The organism is Citrobacter sp. C5_2, assembly GCF_014596845.2.
GTDB classification, from domain to species: Bacteria; Pseudomonadota; Gammaproteobacteria; order Enterobacterales; family Enterobacteriaceae; genus Citrobacter; species Citrobacter werkmanii.
Genome location: NZ_CP115032.1, coordinates 912,520 through 929,234, shown reverse-complemented (window position 1 = coordinate 929,234; position 16,715 = coordinate 912,520). Strand labels below are relative to the sequence as shown.

Here is a 16,715-nt window from a genome sequence, read left to right as displayed (position 1 = left end):
GCTAAATAAAACCGCATTAAGTCAAAGGATTCATCATTTTTGGATGTCTCCTCGCAAAGCTAACTATATGGCACAAATAGCCTGTTTAAACCGCTTGCAATGGGCCATAGCTCTTTTACCATTAGTCATTATCACTGCGTTAAGCAAATCAGGACATTATTATGGCTTTTACATCTTTTCCTCCTCGCCAGCCTTTTGCGTCAACGCGTTTACCTCTGACGCTAATGACGCTCGATGACTGGGCGCTCGCCACCATAACCGGTGTCGACAGTGAGAAGTATATTCAGGGTCAGGTCACGGCTGATGTCAGCCAGATGACCGAGCATCAGCACGTGCTGGCAGCCCATTGTGATGCCAAAGGTAAAATGTGGAGCAATCTGCGCCTGTTCCGTAACAGTGACGGTTTTGCATGGCTTGAACGCCGCAGCTTGCGCGATGCGCAGCTTACAGAACTGAAAAAATATGCGGTCTTCTCGAAGGTAGTGATTGCGCCGGACGACGAGCGTGTTCTGTTGGGCGTAGCGGGATTCCAGGCACGAGCGGCGCTGGCCAATCTCTTTAGCGAATTACCGAACAGCGAAAAACAGGTTATTACCGAAGGTGCTTCCACAATACTGTGGTTCGAACACCCTGCCGAGCGTTTCCTGCTGATTGTTGATGTTGCAACGGCGGAAAGCCTGGTTGAGAAACTGCGCGGCGAAGCGGAGTTAAATAACAGTCAACAGTGGCTGGCGCTGGATATCGAAGCGGGTATTCCGGTCATTGATACTGCCAACAGCGGACAGTTTATTCCCCAGGCGACCAATATGCAGGCTCTGGGCGGGATCAGCTTCAAAAAAGGCTGCTATACCGGCCAGGAAATGGTGGCGCGCGCCAAATTCCGCGGCGCCAACAAACGCGCCATGTGGACTCTGGCAGGTACGGCCAGCCGGGTGCCGGAAGCTGGCGAAGATCTGGAACTGAAAATGGGTGAGAACTGGCGTCGTACTGGTACCGTACTCGCCGCAGTACAGCTCGCTGATGGCCAGATACTGGTGCAGGTCGTGATGAATAACGACATGGAAGCCGACAGCGTGTTCCGCGTTCGCGATGACGTAAAAACGCTGCATATTGTGCCGCTGCCGTATTCGCTGGAAGAGTAAAAGCTTAACGCCGGATGGCGGCTAACGCCTTATCCGGCCTACAGGCACATTTTGTAGGCCGGATAAGGCGTTAGCCGCCATCCGAAATCAAGGGTTACGCCTGTCCAACATACAAATAAATCGCCAGAAAGTGGCAAACGCTGCCGCCCAGTACAAAGCCGTGCCAGATCGCGTGGTTATATGGAATGCGCTTACAGACATAGAAAATAACGCCCAGCGAATACACCACACCACCAACGGCCAGCAAGGTCACGCCTCCCGCCGCCAGTTTAACCGCCAATTGATACACCACAATCAGCGATAGCCAGCCCATTGTCAGGTAAGTCACCAGCGACAGAACCTTAAAGCGGTGCGCAATGGTCAGTTTGAATAAAATACCGAGCAGCGCCAGGCTCCAGATAACAATCATCAGTCCACGTGCCAGCGGCGAATCAAGCCCCACCAGCAGAAATGGCGTATAGGTCCCGGCAATCAGCAGATAAATCGCGCAGTGGTCGAATTTTTTCAGCCAGACTTTCGCTCGCTGATGGGGGATCGCGTGATACAAAGTTGAGGCGAGAAACAGCAGGATCATGCTGCCGCCGTACAGGCTATAACTGGTAATCGCCATAGCGCTGGCGTTGGTATCCACTGCCTGAACCAGTAACAACACCAGCCCGACAATCCCAAACACCAGCCCGATACCGTGACTGATGCTGTTGGCTATTTCCTCTGCCAGCGAATATCCCTGCGCGATTAATGGTTTCTGAACCATAGCTTACTCCCGAGAAACGAACACTTTCGTTATTGCCCCTCTAGCGTAACTGAGAATGGTTCCAGTGAACACCTGTTAGCTGTAATATTTATCTTAAAATAAATAGTTCATAAAAATCATATAATTAATTTTAACCTTTCAGCTAACAAGCGTACACATTAAATCAAACACATTTAAAATCAATCACATAAAATTGCGTTTGATCCGGGTAAATTTCGGCAATCACACGTTTCAGTTCTTCAAGCGACATGTTTTCCTGCTGAGCATTTTTTTCAGTCAACGTATCCAGCGTGACGGTTGAGGTGCCAACAACTTCAATCGTGCAGAAGTATCCCTCATCTTCAAAGCGTCCAACCCGTAGAATGTCACCGGCTTTGAAGTGGGATTCGGACTCGTCACGAATGGTGATGGTTTTGCGTCCGGCCAGAATGTCATCCTGGAAACGCTGAAAAAAAGTGATGTCATTTGGCTGCATGTTATTATTCCCTGTAGATGAAGTCTGATGAGTGAGTTTTGCTATTGTGAGTATGTTCTCCCACGCTGCCATCGCCAGTCTCAACAATCTTGAGATGCTGGTCTACAACTATGTCATCAAAAATCGTGACAAAGTCATGTACATGACCATTCGCGAACTGGCCGATGCCGTGGGCGTTTCCACTACCACCGTACTGCGCTTTTGCCGCAAGCTTAAGTGTGAAGGTTACTCAGAATTTCGCGTACGCTTCAAATTATATTTAGAGCAGAATGAACCGCAACAGGCGAATTTCGGCGCCAGCGAAATTATCAGCTTTTTTAAAAGCGTCAATAACGACGAATTCGATAAACTGCTCGATCAGGCTGTTGATATTATATTATCTTCCGAACGTATTATATTTGTTGGCGCAGGAACGTCAGGAGCGCTTGCGAAATACGGCGCGCGTTTTTTCTCCAACGTCGGCAAATTCAGTAATCATATTGATGACCCTTATTTTCCGGTAACCAATGATATGGCCAGAAACGCGCTGGCAATCGTGCTTTCCGTCTCCGGCGAAACAGAAGAGATCCTGCGTTTTGCCAGCCAGTTCAACCTGCACAACTGTAAAGTGCTGTCTGTAACCAGCCATGAACACTCACGTCTGGCGAAACTCGCCGACTTTAATCTCTCCTGGCACGTTCCACAAACACGCATTGCCGGGGTATACGATATAACCACGCAAATCCCCGTTATTTATATTCTGGAATCGCTTGGCCGCAAACTGGCGAAAAGAATAGCGTAAAAAAACAATCTGTTTTTTTGAAGTAACAAATCACATTAATGCTATTTTGTTATATCGTGACATTTAGGTTTCCTTTGTTAGACTCAAAATCAGATTGTATTAATTTGAGACTGAGCGCAGATGAAAAAACTTACCTTAGCAAAAGATTTTTTATGGGGCGGCGCGGTTGCGGCGCACCAGGTCGAAGGTGGCTGGAATAAAGGTGGCAAAGGCCCCAGCATTTGCGACGTACTGACCGGTGGGGCACACGGCGTTCCACGAGAAATCACTCAGGAAGTCGTGCCCGGTAAATACTACCCCAACCACGAAGCCGTCGATTTTTACGGTCATTACAAAGAAGACATTAAGCTGTTTGCCGAAATGGGCTTCAAATGTTTCCGTACCTCCATCGCATGGACCCGTATCTTCCCCAATGGGGACGAAACCCAGCCGAACGAAGAAGGTCTGAAGTTCTATGACGACATGTTCGATGAATTACTGAAATACAACATCGAACCGGTCATCACCCTTTCCCACTTCGAAATGCCGCTACATTTGGTTCAACAGTATGGGAGTTGGACCAATCGCAAAGTTGTTGATTTCTTTGTTCGATTTGCCGAAGTCGTCTTTGAGCGTTACAAACACAAAGTCAAATACTGGATGACCTTCAACGAGATCAATAACCAACGTAACTGGCGCGCACCGTTGTTTGGCTATTGCTGCTCCGGTGTGGTGTATACCGAGCATGAAAACCCGGAAGAGACTATGTACCAGGTGCTGCATCACCAGTTCGTGGCCAGCGCGCTCGCAGTGAAAGCCGCACGCCGCATCAACCCGGAAATGAAAGTGGGCTGCATGCTGGCTATGGTGCCGCTCTATCCATTCTCCTGTAAGCCCGAAGATGTCATGTTCGCCCAGGAGTCAATGCGTGAACGCTACGTCTTTACTGACGTCCAGTTGCGCGGCTACTACCCAAGCTATGTGTTGAACGAGTGGGAACGTCGCGAATTTAACATCAGGATGGAAGACGGCGACGAGCAAATCCTGCGTGAAGGCACCTGCGACTATCTCGGATTTAGCTACTACATGACCAACGCGGTGAAAGCGGAAGGCGGTAGCGGTGATGCCATTTCCGGTTTTGAGGGTAGCGTGCCGAACCCGCACGTCAAAGCCTCCGACTGGGGCTGGCAGATTGACCCGGTTGGCCTGCGCTATGCTTTATGTGAGCTGTACGAGCGCTATCAGAAGCCGCTGTTTATCGTTGAAAACGGGTTTGGCGCCTACGATAAAGTGGAAACAGATGGCAGCATCAATGATGACTACCGCATCGATTATCTGCGCGCCCACATCGAAGAGATGATGAAGGCGGTCACCTATGATGGCGTAGATCTGATGGGCTACACGCCGTGGGGCTGCATCGACTGCGTTTCGTTCACCACCGGTCAGTACAGCAAGCGCTACGGCTTCATCTACGTGAATAAGCACGATGACGGCACTGGGGATATGTCGCGTTCACGCAAGAAGAGTTTTGAGTGGTATAAAGCGGTGATCGCCAGCAACGGCGAGAATCTGTGATTTTTCGCCGGATGGCGGCGTAAACGCCTTATCCAGCCTACAGGTCTGATCCCGTAGGCTGGATAAGCGCAGCGCTATCCGGCCATTAAATCCCTACTTCCCGCCGGCCAGCTCCAGAAAACTGCCCGTGACGTAAGATGCCTTCTCGCTCAGTAGCCAGCAAATCGCCTGCGCGACTTCTTCCGGCTGCCCACCACGCTGCATAGGCAACATGGGTTTCACGCGATCAACCCTTCCCGGCTCTCCACCCGACGCATGCATTTCAGTGTAGATCAGGCCTGGACGTACGCAGTTTACGCGGATCCCCTGCGCCGCCACCTCCAGTGCCAGGCCGGTGGTGAGCGTGTCCACCGCACCTTTTGAAGCGGCATAATCAACATATTCGAATGGCGCACCGAGCCGTGATGCCGCCGAAGAGACATTCACAATCGCCCCACCCTGACCGCCGCGCTTAAACGACATGCGCTTTACCGCTTCCCGACAGCACAGAAAATAGCCGGTAACATTGGTCGCCAGTACACGGTTAATTCGCTCTGCAGTTAAGTTTTCCACCGTGGTCTGTTCAAATAAAATCCCGGCATTATTCACCAGCGCAGTCAGCGGTTCCCCTTCACGGTCGATCGATTCAAACATCGCCAGCACCTGACTTTCATCACTGATATCCGCACGCAGCGCAAATGCCTTACCACCTGCCGCGACGATGTTGTTCACCACCTCGGTTGCCGCACGAATATTGTGATGAAAATTAACGGCGACCGTGTAACCCTCCAGTGCCAGTTGCAGCGCGGTTGCTCGCCCAATACCGCGACTGCCGCCAGTAACAAGTGCGATTCCCATAGAGACCTCCAGATATGAAAAAGCCGGGAGGCGGCTTCGCCTTACCCGGCCTGGAAATTGTTTAACTACGCGGAAAAGTTACTGATATTCGCTCATCGGCACGCAGGAGCAGAACAGGTTACGGTCGCCGTAAACGTCATCAAGACGCTTCACGGTAGGCCAGTATTTGTTCGCCACGCCTGCCGGGAAGACTGCGATTTCGCGGCTATAACCGTGGTTCCACTCGCTCACCAGCTCATTCTGGGTGTGCGGCGAGTTTACCAACGGGTTATCTTCCAGCGACCACTCACCGGCTTTCACACGCTCGATCTCAGCGCGGATTGCCAGCATCGCGTTAATAAAGCGATCCAGTTCCACTTTGCTTTCAGATTCGGTCGGTTCCACCATCAGCGTACCCGCTACCGGGAACGACATGGTTGGCGCATGGAAACCATAGTCGATCAGACGTTTGGCAATATCCAGTTCGCTGATGCCGGTCTCTTCTTTCAGTGGGCGAATGTCGAGAATACATTCATGCGCTACACGGCCATCGCGACCGGTATACAGCACCGGATAGGCATCTTTCAGACGGCTGGCAATGTAGTTAGCGTTAAGAATAGCGACCTGGCTTGCCTGCTTCAGACCTTCTGCGCCCATCATACGGATGTACATCCAGCTGATTGGCAGAATGGATGCGCTACCGAACGGTGCGGCAGACACCGCGCCCTGACGGGTCAGCATCCCTTCAATCTGTACCACGCTGTGGCCAGGCACAAACGGTGCCAGATGCGATTTAACGCCGATCGGTCCCATGCCCGGGCCGCCGCCGCCGTGCGGAATGCAGAAGGTTTTATGCAGGTTGAGGTGCGAAACGTCCGCGCCGATAAAGCCCGGCGTGGTGATTCCAACCTGGGCGTTCATGTTCGCGCCGTCGAGGTACACCTGGCCGCCGAACTGATGCACAACTTCACACACTTCGCGGATCGTTTCTTCATATACGCCGTGGGTGGACGGATAGGTCACCATGATGCAAGAAAGGTTCGCAGCATGTTGTTCTGCTTTTGCCCGCAGATCGTCAAGGTCGATGTTGCCGTTCTTATCACAGGCGACTACCACCACCTGCATCCCCGCCATTTGTGCGGAAGCCGGGTTAGTACCGTGGGCGGACGCCGGGATCAGGCAGATATCGCGATGGCCTTCGTTACGGCTTTCGTGATAATGACGAATCGCCAGCAGACCAGCGTATTCGCCTTGTGCGCCGGAGTTCGGCTGCATGCAGACTGCGTCATAGCCGGTCAGTTTTACCAGCCACTCGGAAAGCTGACCGATCATCTGGTGATACCCTTCCGCCTGCTCTGGCGGGCAGAACGGATGCAGTTCAGCGAATTCCGGCCAGGTGATAGGAATCATCTCGGCGGCGGCGTTCAGCTTCATGGTGCAGGAACCCAGCGGGATCATCGCCTGATTCAGCGCCAGATCTTTACGCTCCAGCGAGTGCATGTAGCGCATCATCTCGGTTTCGCTGTGGTAGCGGTTAAACACCGGGTGGCTGAGGATCGCGTCGTCACGCAGCATGCTGCTCTGAATGGAACGGCTGTCGAGCGCCACGTCTTTATCCAGCGTGTCGATGTTCAGGCCGTGGCTGTCGCCCAGCAGAACATTGAACAACTGCACCACGTTTTCACGGGTGGTGGTTTCGTCGAGCGTAATACCTACCGCGTTATGAATATCGCTGCGCAGGTTGATCTCCGCCGCTTCCGCACGCGCCAGTACCGCAGCTTTATCGGCCACTTCAACACACAGCGTGTCGAAGTAGTGCGCATGACGCAGCTTTAAGCCTTTCTGTTGCAGACCAGCCGCCAGAATATCGGTCAGGCGGTGGATACGATTAGCGATGCGCTTCAGACCGACCGGACCATGATAAACGGCATACAGGCTGGCGATGTTAGCCAGCAGTACCTGTGAGGTACAAATGTTGGAGTTCGCTTTCTCACGACGGATATGCTGCTCGCGAGTCTGCATCGCCATGCGCAGTGCGGTATTGCCCGCCGCATCTTTTGATACGCCGATAATACGGCCTGGCATGGAGCGTTTGAATTCGTCTTTGGCGGCAAAGAATGCCGCGTGTGGGCCACCGTAACCCATCGGTACGCCGAAGCGTTGCGCAGAGCCGAAAACGATATCCGCGCCCTGTTTGCCCGGTGCGGTCAGCAGAACCAGCGCCATAAAATCGGCAGCGACGCTGACCACAACTTTACGGGATTTCAGCTCAGCAATCAGTTTGCTGTAATCGTGCACTTCACCAGTGGTACCAACCTGCTGCAACAGCACGCCGAACACATCCTGGTGATCCAGTGCTTTCTCAGCGTCATCCACAATGACGTCAAAACCAAAGGTTTCTGCACGAGTGCGAACCACATCCAGCGTTTGCGGATGAACATCAGCCGCTACAAAGAAACGGTTGGCGTTTTTCAGTTTACTGACGCGTTTGGCCATCGCCATGGCTTCTGCCGCCGCGGTGGCTTCATCCAGCAGGGAGGCGGAGGCCATGTCCAGCCCGGTCAGGTCCAGCGTGACCTGTTGGAAGTTCAGCAGCGCTTCCAGGCGGCCCTGAGAGACTTCCGGCTGATACGGCGTATACGCGGTATACCAACCCGGATTTTCCAGCATGTTACGCAGGATAACCGGTGGCAACTGCACGGCGGTGTAGCCCATGCCGATGTAGGACGTGAAGCGCTTGTTACGCCCGGCGATGGCTTTTAATTCGGCCAGCGCAGCGTATTCTGTCGCCGCCTCGCCTACCTGCGGCGGGGTTGCGAGCTGAATGTCTTTCGGCACAATCTGGCCGATCAGCGCGTTTAACGACTCGGCGCCAACCGCATTCAGCATCTCTTGCTGCTGCGCGGCGTCCGGTCCGATGTGGCGTTCAATGAAAGCGCCGCTGTTTTCAAGCTGGCTTAACGTCTGTGTCATGGGCGATGGTTCCTGAAACGTGCAGTGAATCGTGATTGTCTCTAACTCAATTGCCCGGTGGCGCTGACGCTTACCGGGCCTACGCGTGCGAAAACGAATACGCAAAATAATTCGCGTTGCAGTGAGTAGGCCGGATAAGCATTAGCGCCATCCGGCACAACATTATTCGTCTTCTAACAATGCTTCGTACGCAGTGGCATCCAGCAGCGATTCGATTTCGCTTTCATCGCTGGCTTTGATTTTGAAGATCCAGCCACCGGCATACGGTTCGCTGTTAACCAGTTCCGGGGAGTCGCTGAGCGCGTCGTTAACCGCAACAATCTCACCGCTTACCGGCGCATAAATATCAGAAGCCGCTTTTACGGATTCCGCAACGGCGCAGTCATCGCCCGCGCTGACAGTCGCGCCAACTTCTGGCAGGTCTACGAAAACCATGTCACCCAACAGCTCCTGAGCATGTTCGGTGATACCAACGGTGTAAGAGCCGTCAGCTTCTTTGCGCAGCCATTCGTGTTCTTTGCTGTATTTCAGTTCTGCAGGTACGTTGCTCATCAATCAATCTCCAAAAAGGATGAATCACGCGACGGCTTTGCCGTTACGCACAAAAACAGGTTTAGTGACTTTTACAGGCATTTCGCGGTTACGGATCTGCACGATCGCTGTCTCACCGATACCCGCAGGGACACGCGCCAGCGCGATGCTGTAGCCCAGGGTTGGGGAGAATGTTCCGCTGGTGATAATGCCTTCATGTTGGTTACCGGAAGCGTCAGTGAAACGGACTGGCAGTTCATTACGCAGCACGCCCTTCTCGGTCATCACCAGTCCGACCAGCTGTTCGTGGCCTTTGTCGCGCTGCATTTCCAGTGCTTCACGACCAATAAAGTCGCGGTCGGCAGGTTCCCACGCAATGGTCCAACCCATATTGGCTTCCAGCGGAGAAATCCCTTCGTCCATCTCCTGACCATACAGGTTCATACCCGCTTCCAGACGCAGCGTGTCACGCGCGCCCAGACCGCAAGGTTTGACGCCTGCTTGTACCAGCGCACGCCAGAAATCAGCCGCTTTTTCATTCGGCATGGCGATTTCATAGCCTGCTTCGCCGGTATAGCCGGTGGTTGCGATAAACAAATCACCCGCCTGAACGCCAAAGAACGGCTTCATACCTTCTACCGCATGGCGCTGTTCGTCAGTAAACAACGTGGCTGCTTTTTCCTGCGCGTTTGGCCCCTGCACCGCAATCAGCGACAGGTCGTCACGAACGGTGATGTCGATGGCGTAGGGTTCAGCGTGTTGGGTAATCCAGGAGAGGTCTTTTTCGCGGGTGGCGGAGTTTACAACGAGGCGGAAGAAATCTTCAGTGAAGTAATAGACAATCAGGTCATCTATCACACCACCCGATGCGTTAAGCATACCGGAGTAGAGGGCTTTACCCGTCTTCGTTAGCTTCGCAACGTCGTTTGCCAGCAGATAACGCAAGAACTCCCGGGTGCGGCTGCCGCGCAGGTCGACGATGGTCATATGCGACACATCAAACATACCGGCATCGGTGCGAACAGCATGGTGTTCATCGAGCTGAGAACCGTAATGCAGTGGCATCATCCAGCCATGGAAATCTACCATGCGCGCGCCACATAGCGTGTGTTGTTCGTACAAAGGAGTCTGTTGAGCCATCTTTTCCTCGTTGAATAAGCGGGGCTACCAACTCTTTCGCGGTGAAATTTTCGCCACGAAACCCAGCACCGCAGCCGCTCCAGGGGCTACGACGCAAACGTTCTCTTTGTCCAGAACTTACCACCGAAACAGACGCTAAACCATAAGGCAAAATTAGCCATCACATTAGCTTATGGCAAAAAATGGCCAGATCGACGACAGAATATAAATCCACAAGTACGCCAAAAAATCAGAACAACAAACAGGAAATAGAAGAAAAAACCAGCATCAAGCCACATTAAATATGGAAAAAATGTTAAAAATGGCGTTATGAAAAAAACGTGATATTAAAAAAACTAATGCGAAAAAAGGTGTGGAATTAGATTATTTCAAATGAGAGAAGCATCCCGGCGCGAGGGCCGGGAGAGGAAAATGTGACGGGTCTCAAACTCTTAAGATTGTCCTTACGGACGCTAGCGTAGCCACTCGGGAAGATCGTTCAGTCCCATCGCCTGACGGATGAGCTGCGGTTTTACACCCGGAAGGGTATCGGCCAGTTTCAGACCAATATCACGCAGCAGTTTTTTCGCCGGATTCTCGCCGGCAAACAGTTCACGGAAGCCCTGCATACCGGCCAGCATCATTGCTGCGCTGTGCTTACGGCTGCGCTCATAACGACGCAAATAGAGATACTGGCCAATATCTTTGCCCTGACGTTGTAGCCGCTTAAGCTCATCGATAAGCTCTGCCGCATCCATAAAGCCGAGGTTAACCCCCTGACCCGCCAGCGGGTGGATGGTATGCGCCGCATCACCCACCAGCGCCAGACGATGGGCGGCGAACTGACGAGCATAGCGTCCCGTCAGCGGAAACGTCTGCCGTTCGCTTTCAACGCTGCACAGTCCCAGACGGTTATCAAAAGCGATATTCAGCGCCTGATTAAACTCATCAACGCTTGCCTGCTGCATGCGTTCGGCTTCCTGCGGAGAAAGTGACCAGACGATAGAGCACAGATGCGGGTCACTGAGCGGCAGGAATGCCAGGATACCCTCGCCGTGAAACGCCTGGCGCGCAACCGCGCCGTGAGCTTCCTGCGTACGGATCGTCGCCACCAGCGCATGATGACGGTAATCCCAGAAGGTGAGCGGAATGTCTGCTTTATTACGCAGCCAGGAGTTAGCGCCATCCGCGCCAATCACCAGGCGAGCCGTCAGCATTGTGCCCTCTTTCAGAGTCAGAAATGCCTCGTTCTCACCCCAGGCTACCTGCTGTATTTCAGCGGGCGCCAGCAGCGTAATATCCGGCGAACGCTGCGCCTTTTGCCATAGCGCGTAATGGATCTCTGCGTTTTCGACGATGTGGCCCAAATGGCTGTAGCCCATGCTCTGGTCGTCAAACTCAATGCGCCCGAAGCTGTCTTTGTCCCAGACTTCCATACCGTGATAGCAGCACGCGCGACGGGCAACGATATCTGACCAGACGCCCAAACGAGTAAGCAGTTTTTCACTGGCGGCATTGATTGCCGACACGCGAAGCTGAGGAGGTGCATCCACCGCCAACGACTGCGGAACATGTTGTTCTAACACCGCAACGCGTAACCCGCTGCCCTGCAAGCCGCAGGCAACCGCCAGTCCCACCATGCCGCCACCGACAATTGCTACATCAACACTTTGCACTGTTTACTCCTGGAAACCGGAACAATCAAAACCGTAGGCCGGATAAGGCGTTTACGCCGCCATCCGGCTTACAGGCCATATTTATCGCGCAACCCAACCCAGGGTCCGCTCCGCCAGCGCATCGCGCGCGGGTGTGAATAACTCCATCGCCATCAGCCCGGCATTGCGCCCAACAACCAGCGGGGCCCAGCGGTTGGCAAACAGATACACCAGATTGTTGGTTACGCCAATTGTCGTTTCGCGATCGCGCTCACGACGTTGCTGATAGCGTGCCAGCACTGCGTAATCACCAATATCTTCCGCGCAGTTTTGCGCCTGAGTTAACGTCTCAGCCAGGCTCATTACGTCGCGCAGACCAAGGTTGAAACCTTGTCCGGCAATGGGATGTAGCGTCTGAGCGGCGTTCCCCACCAGCACGGTACGATGGGTAATCGCCTTCAGCGCAGTGGTTAATGACAGCGGATAAGCGCTGCGTTTACCGGCCTGGGTAATACGTCCCAGCCGCCAGCCAAACGCGGTTTGCAATTCACGGCAAAACCGTTCGTCGGACCAGGCCATGATCTCATCGCGCTGATCCAGCGGATGGCACCACACCAGCGAGCAGCGACCATCAGACATCGGGAGCATTGCCAGCGGGCCATACTGCGTGAAACGTTCAAACGCGCGCCCATCGTGGGGAACGGAGGTCGAGACATTGGCGATTACCGCCAGTTGTTCATAAGGCTGCTGCAGCCAGTCCACACCGCAGGCGGTAGCCAGCGCGGAACGTGTACCGTCAGCGGCGACCACCACGCGACCGGTAATGGACTCGCCATTTTCCAGTGTGACCTCAACATGGCCCTGCGTACGCGACACGCTGGCTACGCGATCGGGACAATGCAGCGTGACGCCCGGCGCTTTACGCAGTAGCGCAAACAGACGCAGCCCAACATCGTGGAGTTCCACCACCTGCCCCAGCGCCGGGAGACGATATTCCTGCGCATCCAGCGTAACAAATCCGGCATGACCGCGATCGCTGACGTGGACCGTTTTGATTGCCGTTGCGCAATCGGCAATCGCCTGCCACACGCCAATTCGCGCCAGCTGCTGACAGGTTCCTGCCGCCAGCGCAATCGCCCGGGCGTCAAACCCAGGATGACGGTCAGTTTCAGGTTCGCTCGCTTCTATCAGATGAACTGGCAGCGTCCCATGACTGACCTGGGAAATGGCCAGCGCCAGCGTCGCGCCGACCATGCCACCACCAACGATAATTACGCTCATTGCAGTCGCGCCGCAGCCATTAAGGCTTCAATATCATCCGCTTTCTTCACCACGCTGGCGGTCAGATTTTCATTACCGTCTTCGGTGATAAGGATGTCATCTTCTATACGAATGCCAATGCCCCGATAAGCAGCCGGTACATCGGCATCCGGCGCGATATATAACCCTGGCTCGACGGTCAGCACCATTCCTGGCTCAAGGATACGCGAACGATCCTGACCATAAACGCCAACATCGTGCACATCCAGCCCCAGCCAGTGGCTAAGGCCATGCATAAAGTATGGCCGATGCGCATTCTCGGTAATTAACTGGTCGACGTCGCCGTGCAATATGCCAAGCTTCACCAGACCGGTAATCATGATGCGCACAACTTCACCGGTGACGTCCTGAATGGAAGTTCCGGGGCGATACAGACGTAGGCTGGTCTCTAAGGATTCCAGCACGATATCGTAGATTTCACGCTGCGCGGGGGTAAATTTGCCATTAACCGGAAAAGTACGCGTAATGTCGCCCGCATAGCCTTTGTATTCACAGCCAGCGTCAATCAGCACCAGGTCGCCATCGCGCATTTCACTTTCATTTTCGGTGTAATGCAGGATACAGCCGTTTTCACCGCTTCCGACAATGGTGTTATAGGACGGATAACGCGCGCCGTGGCGGGTAAATTCGTGGTGAATCTCCCCCTCCAGTTGGTATTCAAACATCCCCGGACGGCATTTTTCCATCGCGCGGGTATGCGCCAGGGCGGTGATCTCTCCGGCACGGCGCATGATCGCAATCTCTTCTGGTGATTTGAACAGGCGCATTTCATGCACCATCGGACGCCAGTCGATGATCGCGCCAGGCGCGTGCAGATTTTGTCTGGAACCTTTGCGTAGTTTATCCAGCGCCGTGCAGACAATTTCGTCGGCCCAAGCGTACTCGCCCTGTGCGTGATACACCGCGTCCAGGCCATTGAGCAGCAAGTGCAGCTGTTGGTTGATTTCACTGAAGGCCAGCGCCCGGTCAACGCCGAGTTTTGCCGGCGCGGCATCCTGGCCCAGACGGCGGCCAAACCAGATCTCCGCCGTCAGATCGCGAACCCGGTTGAACAAAACGCTGTGGTTATGAGTATCATCACTTTTAATCAGCACCAGCACGGCTTCAGGCTCGTTAAAGCCGGTGAAATACCAGAAATCACTGTTCTGGCGGTACGGGTATTCACTGTCCGCGCTGCGCGTCGCTTCCGGCGCGGCAAAAATCAGCGCGGCGCTGCCGGGCTGCATTTGTGCCAGCAAAGCCTGACGACGACGCTGGAATTCTTGCTGAGATATCTCACTCATAACACTCTCCTTGGCGTTGTTGTATTTAGTGCAGAGTCGGTTTACGGACTTCCGGCGCAGTCGGCTGCTGACGCGTAAACGTGTCATGGCACAGCAAGGCGGCTACACGCACGTATTCGATGATCTCTTCGAGCGACATTTCCAGCTCTTCCTGATCTTCGTCTTCGTCATAGCCCAACTGGGCGATATTGCGCAGGTCGTCAATCGCTTCACCGGTTTCGCCGGTCACTTTGTCGAGCTTAGGCTGCGTGACGCCGAGGCCCAGCAGGAAGTGGTTTACCCAGCCAGCCAGCGCATCGGCGCGATCGAATACGCTGACGTCATCACCTTCAGGCAGAAAAAGCTGAAAAAGGAAGCCGTCGTCCTCAAGGGCATCGCTGGTAGCAGAGTGCATTTTCAGCAGCGCCTGAGCCAGCTCGTGACCAAAGGCCAGACCTTCGTTCGTCAGGTCGTGCAACAGCGGCTGCCATGAGCTGTCGTTGTTACCGCCACAAATTATCCCGCTGATTAAGCCGTGCATTTCGGCCGGGGTTAATCCAGCCCCTTGTTGGTTCAAAAACTGGCTAACTTCGCTGTAGCCAGGCATTTCGTTCTGTATAGACATAAGCATTCGTCATCAAAGGGAGGAATATTCATGATATGCTACCACTTTGGACCCTGGTGGACCAGAAAAGGGCTTGTATCTTGATACCAGGGTAGCTATAGTGTCGCCCCTTCGCGGACCCAAGGTCTGGAGACGAAGGCAGCGCAGTCAATCAGCAGGAAGGTGGCATGTCTGCACAACCCGTCGATATCCAAATATTTGGCCGTTCACTGCGAGTGAATTGCCCGCCTGAACAAAGGGATGCGTTGAATCAGGCTGCGGACGATCTCAATCAGCGATTGCAAGATCTGAAAGTTCGCACTAGAGTCACAAATACTGAGCAGTTGGTTTTCATCGCCGCGTTGAACATCAGCTATGAATTAACTCAGGAAAAAGCGAAGACGCGTGAGTACGCGGCGAGCATGGAACAACGTATTCGGATGCTGCAACAGACCATCGAACAAGCGTTGCTTGATCAGGGTCGCATAACCGAAAAAACGGGCCAAAACTTTGAATAACACTTTTCGGTTTACTGTGGTAGAGTGACCGTGAAGACAAAATTTCTCTGAGATGTTTGCAAGCGGGCCAGTCCCCTGAGCCGATATTTCATACCACAAGAATGTGGCGCTCCACGGTTGGTGAGCATGCTCGGCTCGTCCGAGAAGCCTTAAAACTGTGACGACACATTCACCTTGAACCAAGGGTTCAAGGGTTACAGCCTGCGGCGGCATCTCGGAGATTCCCTTCTACCTGGCAACAGCCATGACACTACTTTCTGAACTCCCTTTATCCCGACAAGAAATACGCACACTGATTCGTCAGCGTCGCCGTGCGCTTACCAGCGATCAGCAACAACAATTTGGTCAGCAAGCCGCGACCAGAATGCTCAGTTTTCCCCCTGTTGTTCTTGCCCATACCGTAGCGGTGTTTCTCTCTTTCGATGGCGAACTCGACACCCAACCGCTGATCGAACAGCTGTGGCGAGCGGGTAAGCGCGTCTACCTTCCGGTTCTTCATCCCTTCAGCCCTGGCAACCTGCTGTTCCTGCACTATCATCCGCAGAGTGCGCTGGTGACCAACCGCTTAAAGATCCAGGAGCCGCGACTTGATGTCCGCGACGTATTGCCGCTGGCAAAGCTGGATGTACTGGTTACGCCGTTAGTCGCGTTTGATGAAGACGGGCAGCGCCTGGGCATGGGCGGCGGATTTTATGACCGTACGTTGCAAAACTGGCAGCAGCATAAGATCCAGCCCGTGGGCTACGCGCATGATTGCCAGTTAGTGGAAAAGCTGCCTGTCGAAGAGTGGGATATCCCACTGCCTGCGGTGGTAACGCCGTCCAAAATTTGGCAGTGGTAGCCGTTTTTTGCCGATTGACAGCGCCGTTTTTTTGACCTAAATTCCTCGGTGAAGGGTGAGGGAGGCGAACCTCCCTCCTGCGTACTCTCTGTTAATGTGCTGGGCAAGCGATGATTAACAGGATCAGCAGCATGATGACGTATCTCATCATCGTCCCTTTCCTTTTTAGAGCCCCTGCTTCGCCAGGGGCTTTCCCGTTTCAGCGCGATGCTGAGCCCCTATCGTAAATTTCTTTTAGTGCTGTACAACACGCAGCACTGCCTTTAGTTGCCAATTGCGGCAAGGCTCGAAAACAGAATGTATGCGTTACAGAAAGAAATTTTGAGGCAGGGAAATCAGAGGAAAGATGGGCAGGTCATCGCCTGCCCAT

The 16,715-nt window shown here is 53.7% G+C and carries 15 protein-coding genes and 1 other RNA gene; 6 read left to right on the top strand and 10 right to left on the bottom strand.

Annotated features, from left to right (window positions below):
• Positions 1-161 precede the first annotated feature (161 nt).
• Complete coding sequence (gene ygfZ / locus ICA20_RS04585) at positions 162-1,142, top strand: tRNA-modifying protein YgfZ (protein WP_038633486.1); 981 nt, start codon at positions 162-164, stop codon at positions 1,140-1,142.
• A gap of 94 nt (positions 1,143-1,236) precedes the next feature.
• Here ygfZ and ICA20_RS04580 read toward each other — a convergent pair whose 3' ends face one another.
• Complete coding sequence (locus tag ICA20_RS04580; protein ID WP_038633489.1) at positions 1,237-1,896, bottom strand: hemolysin III family protein; 660 nt, start codon at positions 1,894-1,896, stop codon at positions 1,237-1,239.
• Between the two features lie 163 nt (positions 1,897-2,059).
• Positions 2,060-2,371: a N(4)-acetylcytidine aminohydrolase gene (gene yqfB, locus ICA20_RS04575; protein WP_038633492.1), complete on the bottom strand. Its 312-nt coding sequence runs from the start codon at positions 2,369-2,371 to the stop codon at positions 2,060-2,062.
• A gap of 52 nt (positions 2,372-2,423) precedes the next feature.
• On the opposite strand from yqfB, the gene ICA20_RS04570 reads away from it, so the two are divergent.
• Both ICA20_RS04570 and bglA read left to right on the top strand, forming a co-directional pair.
• Positions 2,424-3,152 carry a MurR/RpiR family transcriptional regulator gene (locus ICA20_RS04570; RefSeq protein WP_038633495.1) on the top strand — a complete coding sequence of 243 codons (729 nt, stop codon included), beginning with the start codon at positions 2,424-2,426 and terminating at the stop codon, positions 3,150-3,152.
• 120 nt (positions 3,153-3,272) lie between these two features.
• Positions 3,273-4,706, top strand: a complete 1,434-nt coding sequence (gene bglA, locus ICA20_RS04565; RefSeq protein WP_038633498.1) for a 6-phospho-beta-glucosidase BglA — start codon at positions 3,273-3,275, stop codon at positions 4,704-4,706.
• Positions 4,707-4,799: 93 nt separating this feature from the next.
• On the opposite strand, the gene ICA20_RS04560 is transcribed toward bglA, so the two are convergent.
• From ICA20_RS04560 to ICA20_RS04525, 8 genes are all read right to left on the bottom strand, one after another.
• Positions 4,800-5,543: an SDR family oxidoreductase gene (locus ICA20_RS04560; protein ID WP_038633501.1), complete on the bottom strand. Its 744-nt coding sequence runs from the start codon at positions 5,541-5,543 to the stop codon at positions 4,800-4,802.
• A 78-nt stretch (positions 5,544-5,621) separates the two neighbouring features.
• Positions 5,622-8,495 (bottom strand): aminomethyl-transferring glycine dehydrogenase, encoded by a 2,874-nt coding sequence (gene gcvP, locus ICA20_RS04555; RefSeq protein ID WP_038633504.1) that lies wholly within the window; start codon positions 8,493-8,495, stop codon positions 5,622-5,624.
• 162 nt (positions 8,496-8,657) lie between these two features.
• Entirely contained in the window at positions 8,658-9,047 is a 390-nt protein-coding gene (gcvH, locus tag ICA20_RS04550; RefSeq protein ID WP_006686886.1) for a glycine cleavage system protein GcvH, read from the bottom strand.
• Positions 9,048-9,071: 24 nt separating this feature from the next.
• Positions 9,072-10,166, bottom strand: coding sequence for a glycine cleavage system aminomethyltransferase GcvT (gcvT, locus tag ICA20_RS04545; protein ID WP_038633507.1), 1,095 nt, complete (start codon positions 10,164-10,166; stop codon positions 9,072-9,074).
• Positions 10,167-10,618: 452 nt separating this feature from the next.
• On the bottom strand, positions 10,619-11,821 hold the full coding sequence (gene ubiI / locus ICA20_RS04540) for an FAD-dependent 2-octaprenylphenol hydroxylase (protein ID WP_038633510.1): 1,203 nt from the start codon (positions 11,819-11,821) through the stop codon (positions 10,619-10,621).
• A gap of 81 nt (positions 11,822-11,902) precedes the next feature.
• Positions 11,903-13,081 carry a 2-octaprenyl-6-methoxyphenyl hydroxylase gene (gene ubiH / locus ICA20_RS04535; protein ID WP_038633512.1) on the bottom strand — a complete coding sequence of 393 codons (1,179 nt, stop codon included), beginning with the start codon at positions 13,079-13,081 and terminating at the stop codon, positions 11,903-11,905.
• Positions 13,078-14,403 (bottom strand): Xaa-Pro aminopeptidase, encoded by a 1,326-nt coding sequence (gene pepP, locus ICA20_RS04530; protein WP_038633515.1) that lies wholly within the window; start codon positions 14,401-14,403, stop codon positions 13,078-13,080. The genes ubiH and pepP overlap by 4 nt, the downstream gene beginning before the upstream one ends.
• A gap of 25 nt (positions 14,404-14,428) precedes the next feature.
• Positions 14,429-15,007: a YecA family protein gene (locus tag ICA20_RS04525; protein ID WP_087856780.1), complete on the bottom strand. Its 579-nt coding sequence runs from the start codon at positions 15,005-15,007 to the stop codon at positions 14,429-14,431.
• Between the two features lie 167 nt (positions 15,008-15,174).
• Between ICA20_RS04525 and zapA the strand changes: the two genes are divergently transcribed.
• The 3 genes from zapA (at position 15,175) to ICA20_RS04510 (ending at position 16,345) form a co-directional block, all read left to right on the top strand.
• Positions 15,175-15,504 carry a cell division protein ZapA gene (gene zapA / locus ICA20_RS04520; protein WP_003026980.1) on the top strand — a complete coding sequence of 110 codons (330 nt, stop codon included), beginning with the start codon at positions 15,175-15,177 and terminating at the stop codon, positions 15,502-15,504.
• A gap of 41 nt (positions 15,505-15,545) precedes the next feature.
• Positions 15,546-15,729, top strand: a non-coding RNA gene (gene ssrS, locus ICA20_RS04515) — 6S RNA.
• Between the two features lie 19 nt (positions 15,730-15,748).
• Entirely contained in the window at positions 15,749-16,345 is a 597-nt protein-coding gene (locus ICA20_RS04510) for a 5-formyltetrahydrofolate cyclo-ligase (protein ID WP_038633522.1), read from the top strand.
• Positions 16,346-16,715: the final 370 nt, after the last annotated feature.

What these genes read in the sequence shown, in the direction of transcription:
- ICA20_RS04570 (WP_038633495.1), top strand. Translation starts at nt 2,424, where the DNA reads ATGTTCTCCCACGCTGCCATCGCCAGTCTCAACAATCTTGAGATGCTG.
- ygfZ (WP_038633486.1), top strand. Translation starts at nt 162, where the DNA reads ATGGCTTTTACATCTTTTCCTCCTCGCCAGCCTTTTGCGTCAACGCGT.
- zapA (WP_003026980.1), top strand. Translation starts at nt 15,175, where the DNA reads ATGTCTGCACAACCCGTCGATATCCAAATATTTGGCCGTTCACTGCGA.
- ubiH (WP_038633512.1), bottom strand. Translation starts at nt 13,081, where the DNA reads ATGAGCGTAATTATCGTTGGTGGTGGCATGGTCGGCGCGACGCTGGCG.
- gcvT (WP_038633507.1), bottom strand. Translation starts at nt 10,166, where the DNA reads ATGGCTCAACAGACTCCTTTGTACGAACAACACACGCTATGTGGCGCG.
- ICA20_RS04525 (WP_087856780.1), bottom strand. Translation starts at nt 15,007, where the DNA reads ATGTCTATACAGAACGAAATGCCTGGCTACAGCGAAGTTAGCCAGTTT.
- bglA (WP_038633498.1), top strand. Translation starts at nt 3,273, where the DNA reads ATGAAAAAACTTACCTTAGCAAAAGATTTTTTATGGGGCGGCGCGGTT.
- gcvP (WP_038633504.1), bottom strand. Translation starts at nt 8,495, where the DNA reads ATGACACAGACGTTAAGCCAGCTTGAAAACAGCGGCGCTTTCATTGAA.
- ICA20_RS04580 (WP_038633489.1), bottom strand. Translation starts at nt 1,896, where the DNA reads ATGGTTCAGAAACCATTAATCGCGCAGGGATATTCGCTGGCAGAGGAA.
- ICA20_RS04510 (WP_038633522.1), top strand. Translation starts at nt 15,749, where the DNA reads ATGACACTACTTTCTGAACTCCCTTTATCCCGACAAGAAATACGCACA.
- ICA20_RS04560 (WP_038633501.1), bottom strand. Translation starts at nt 5,543, where the DNA reads ATGGGAATCGCACTTGTTACTGGCGGCAGTCGCGGTATTGGGCGAGCA.
- gcvH (WP_006686886.1), bottom strand. Translation starts at nt 9,047, where the DNA reads ATGAGCAACGTACCTGCAGAACTGAAATACAGCAAAGAACACGAATGG.
- yqfB (WP_038633492.1), bottom strand. Translation starts at nt 2,371, where the DNA reads ATGCAGCCAAATGACATCACTTTTTTTCAGCGTTTCCAGGATGACATT.
- pepP (WP_038633515.1), bottom strand. Translation starts at nt 14,403, where the DNA reads ATGAGTGAGATATCTCAGCAAGAATTCCAGCGTCGTCGTCAGGCTTTG.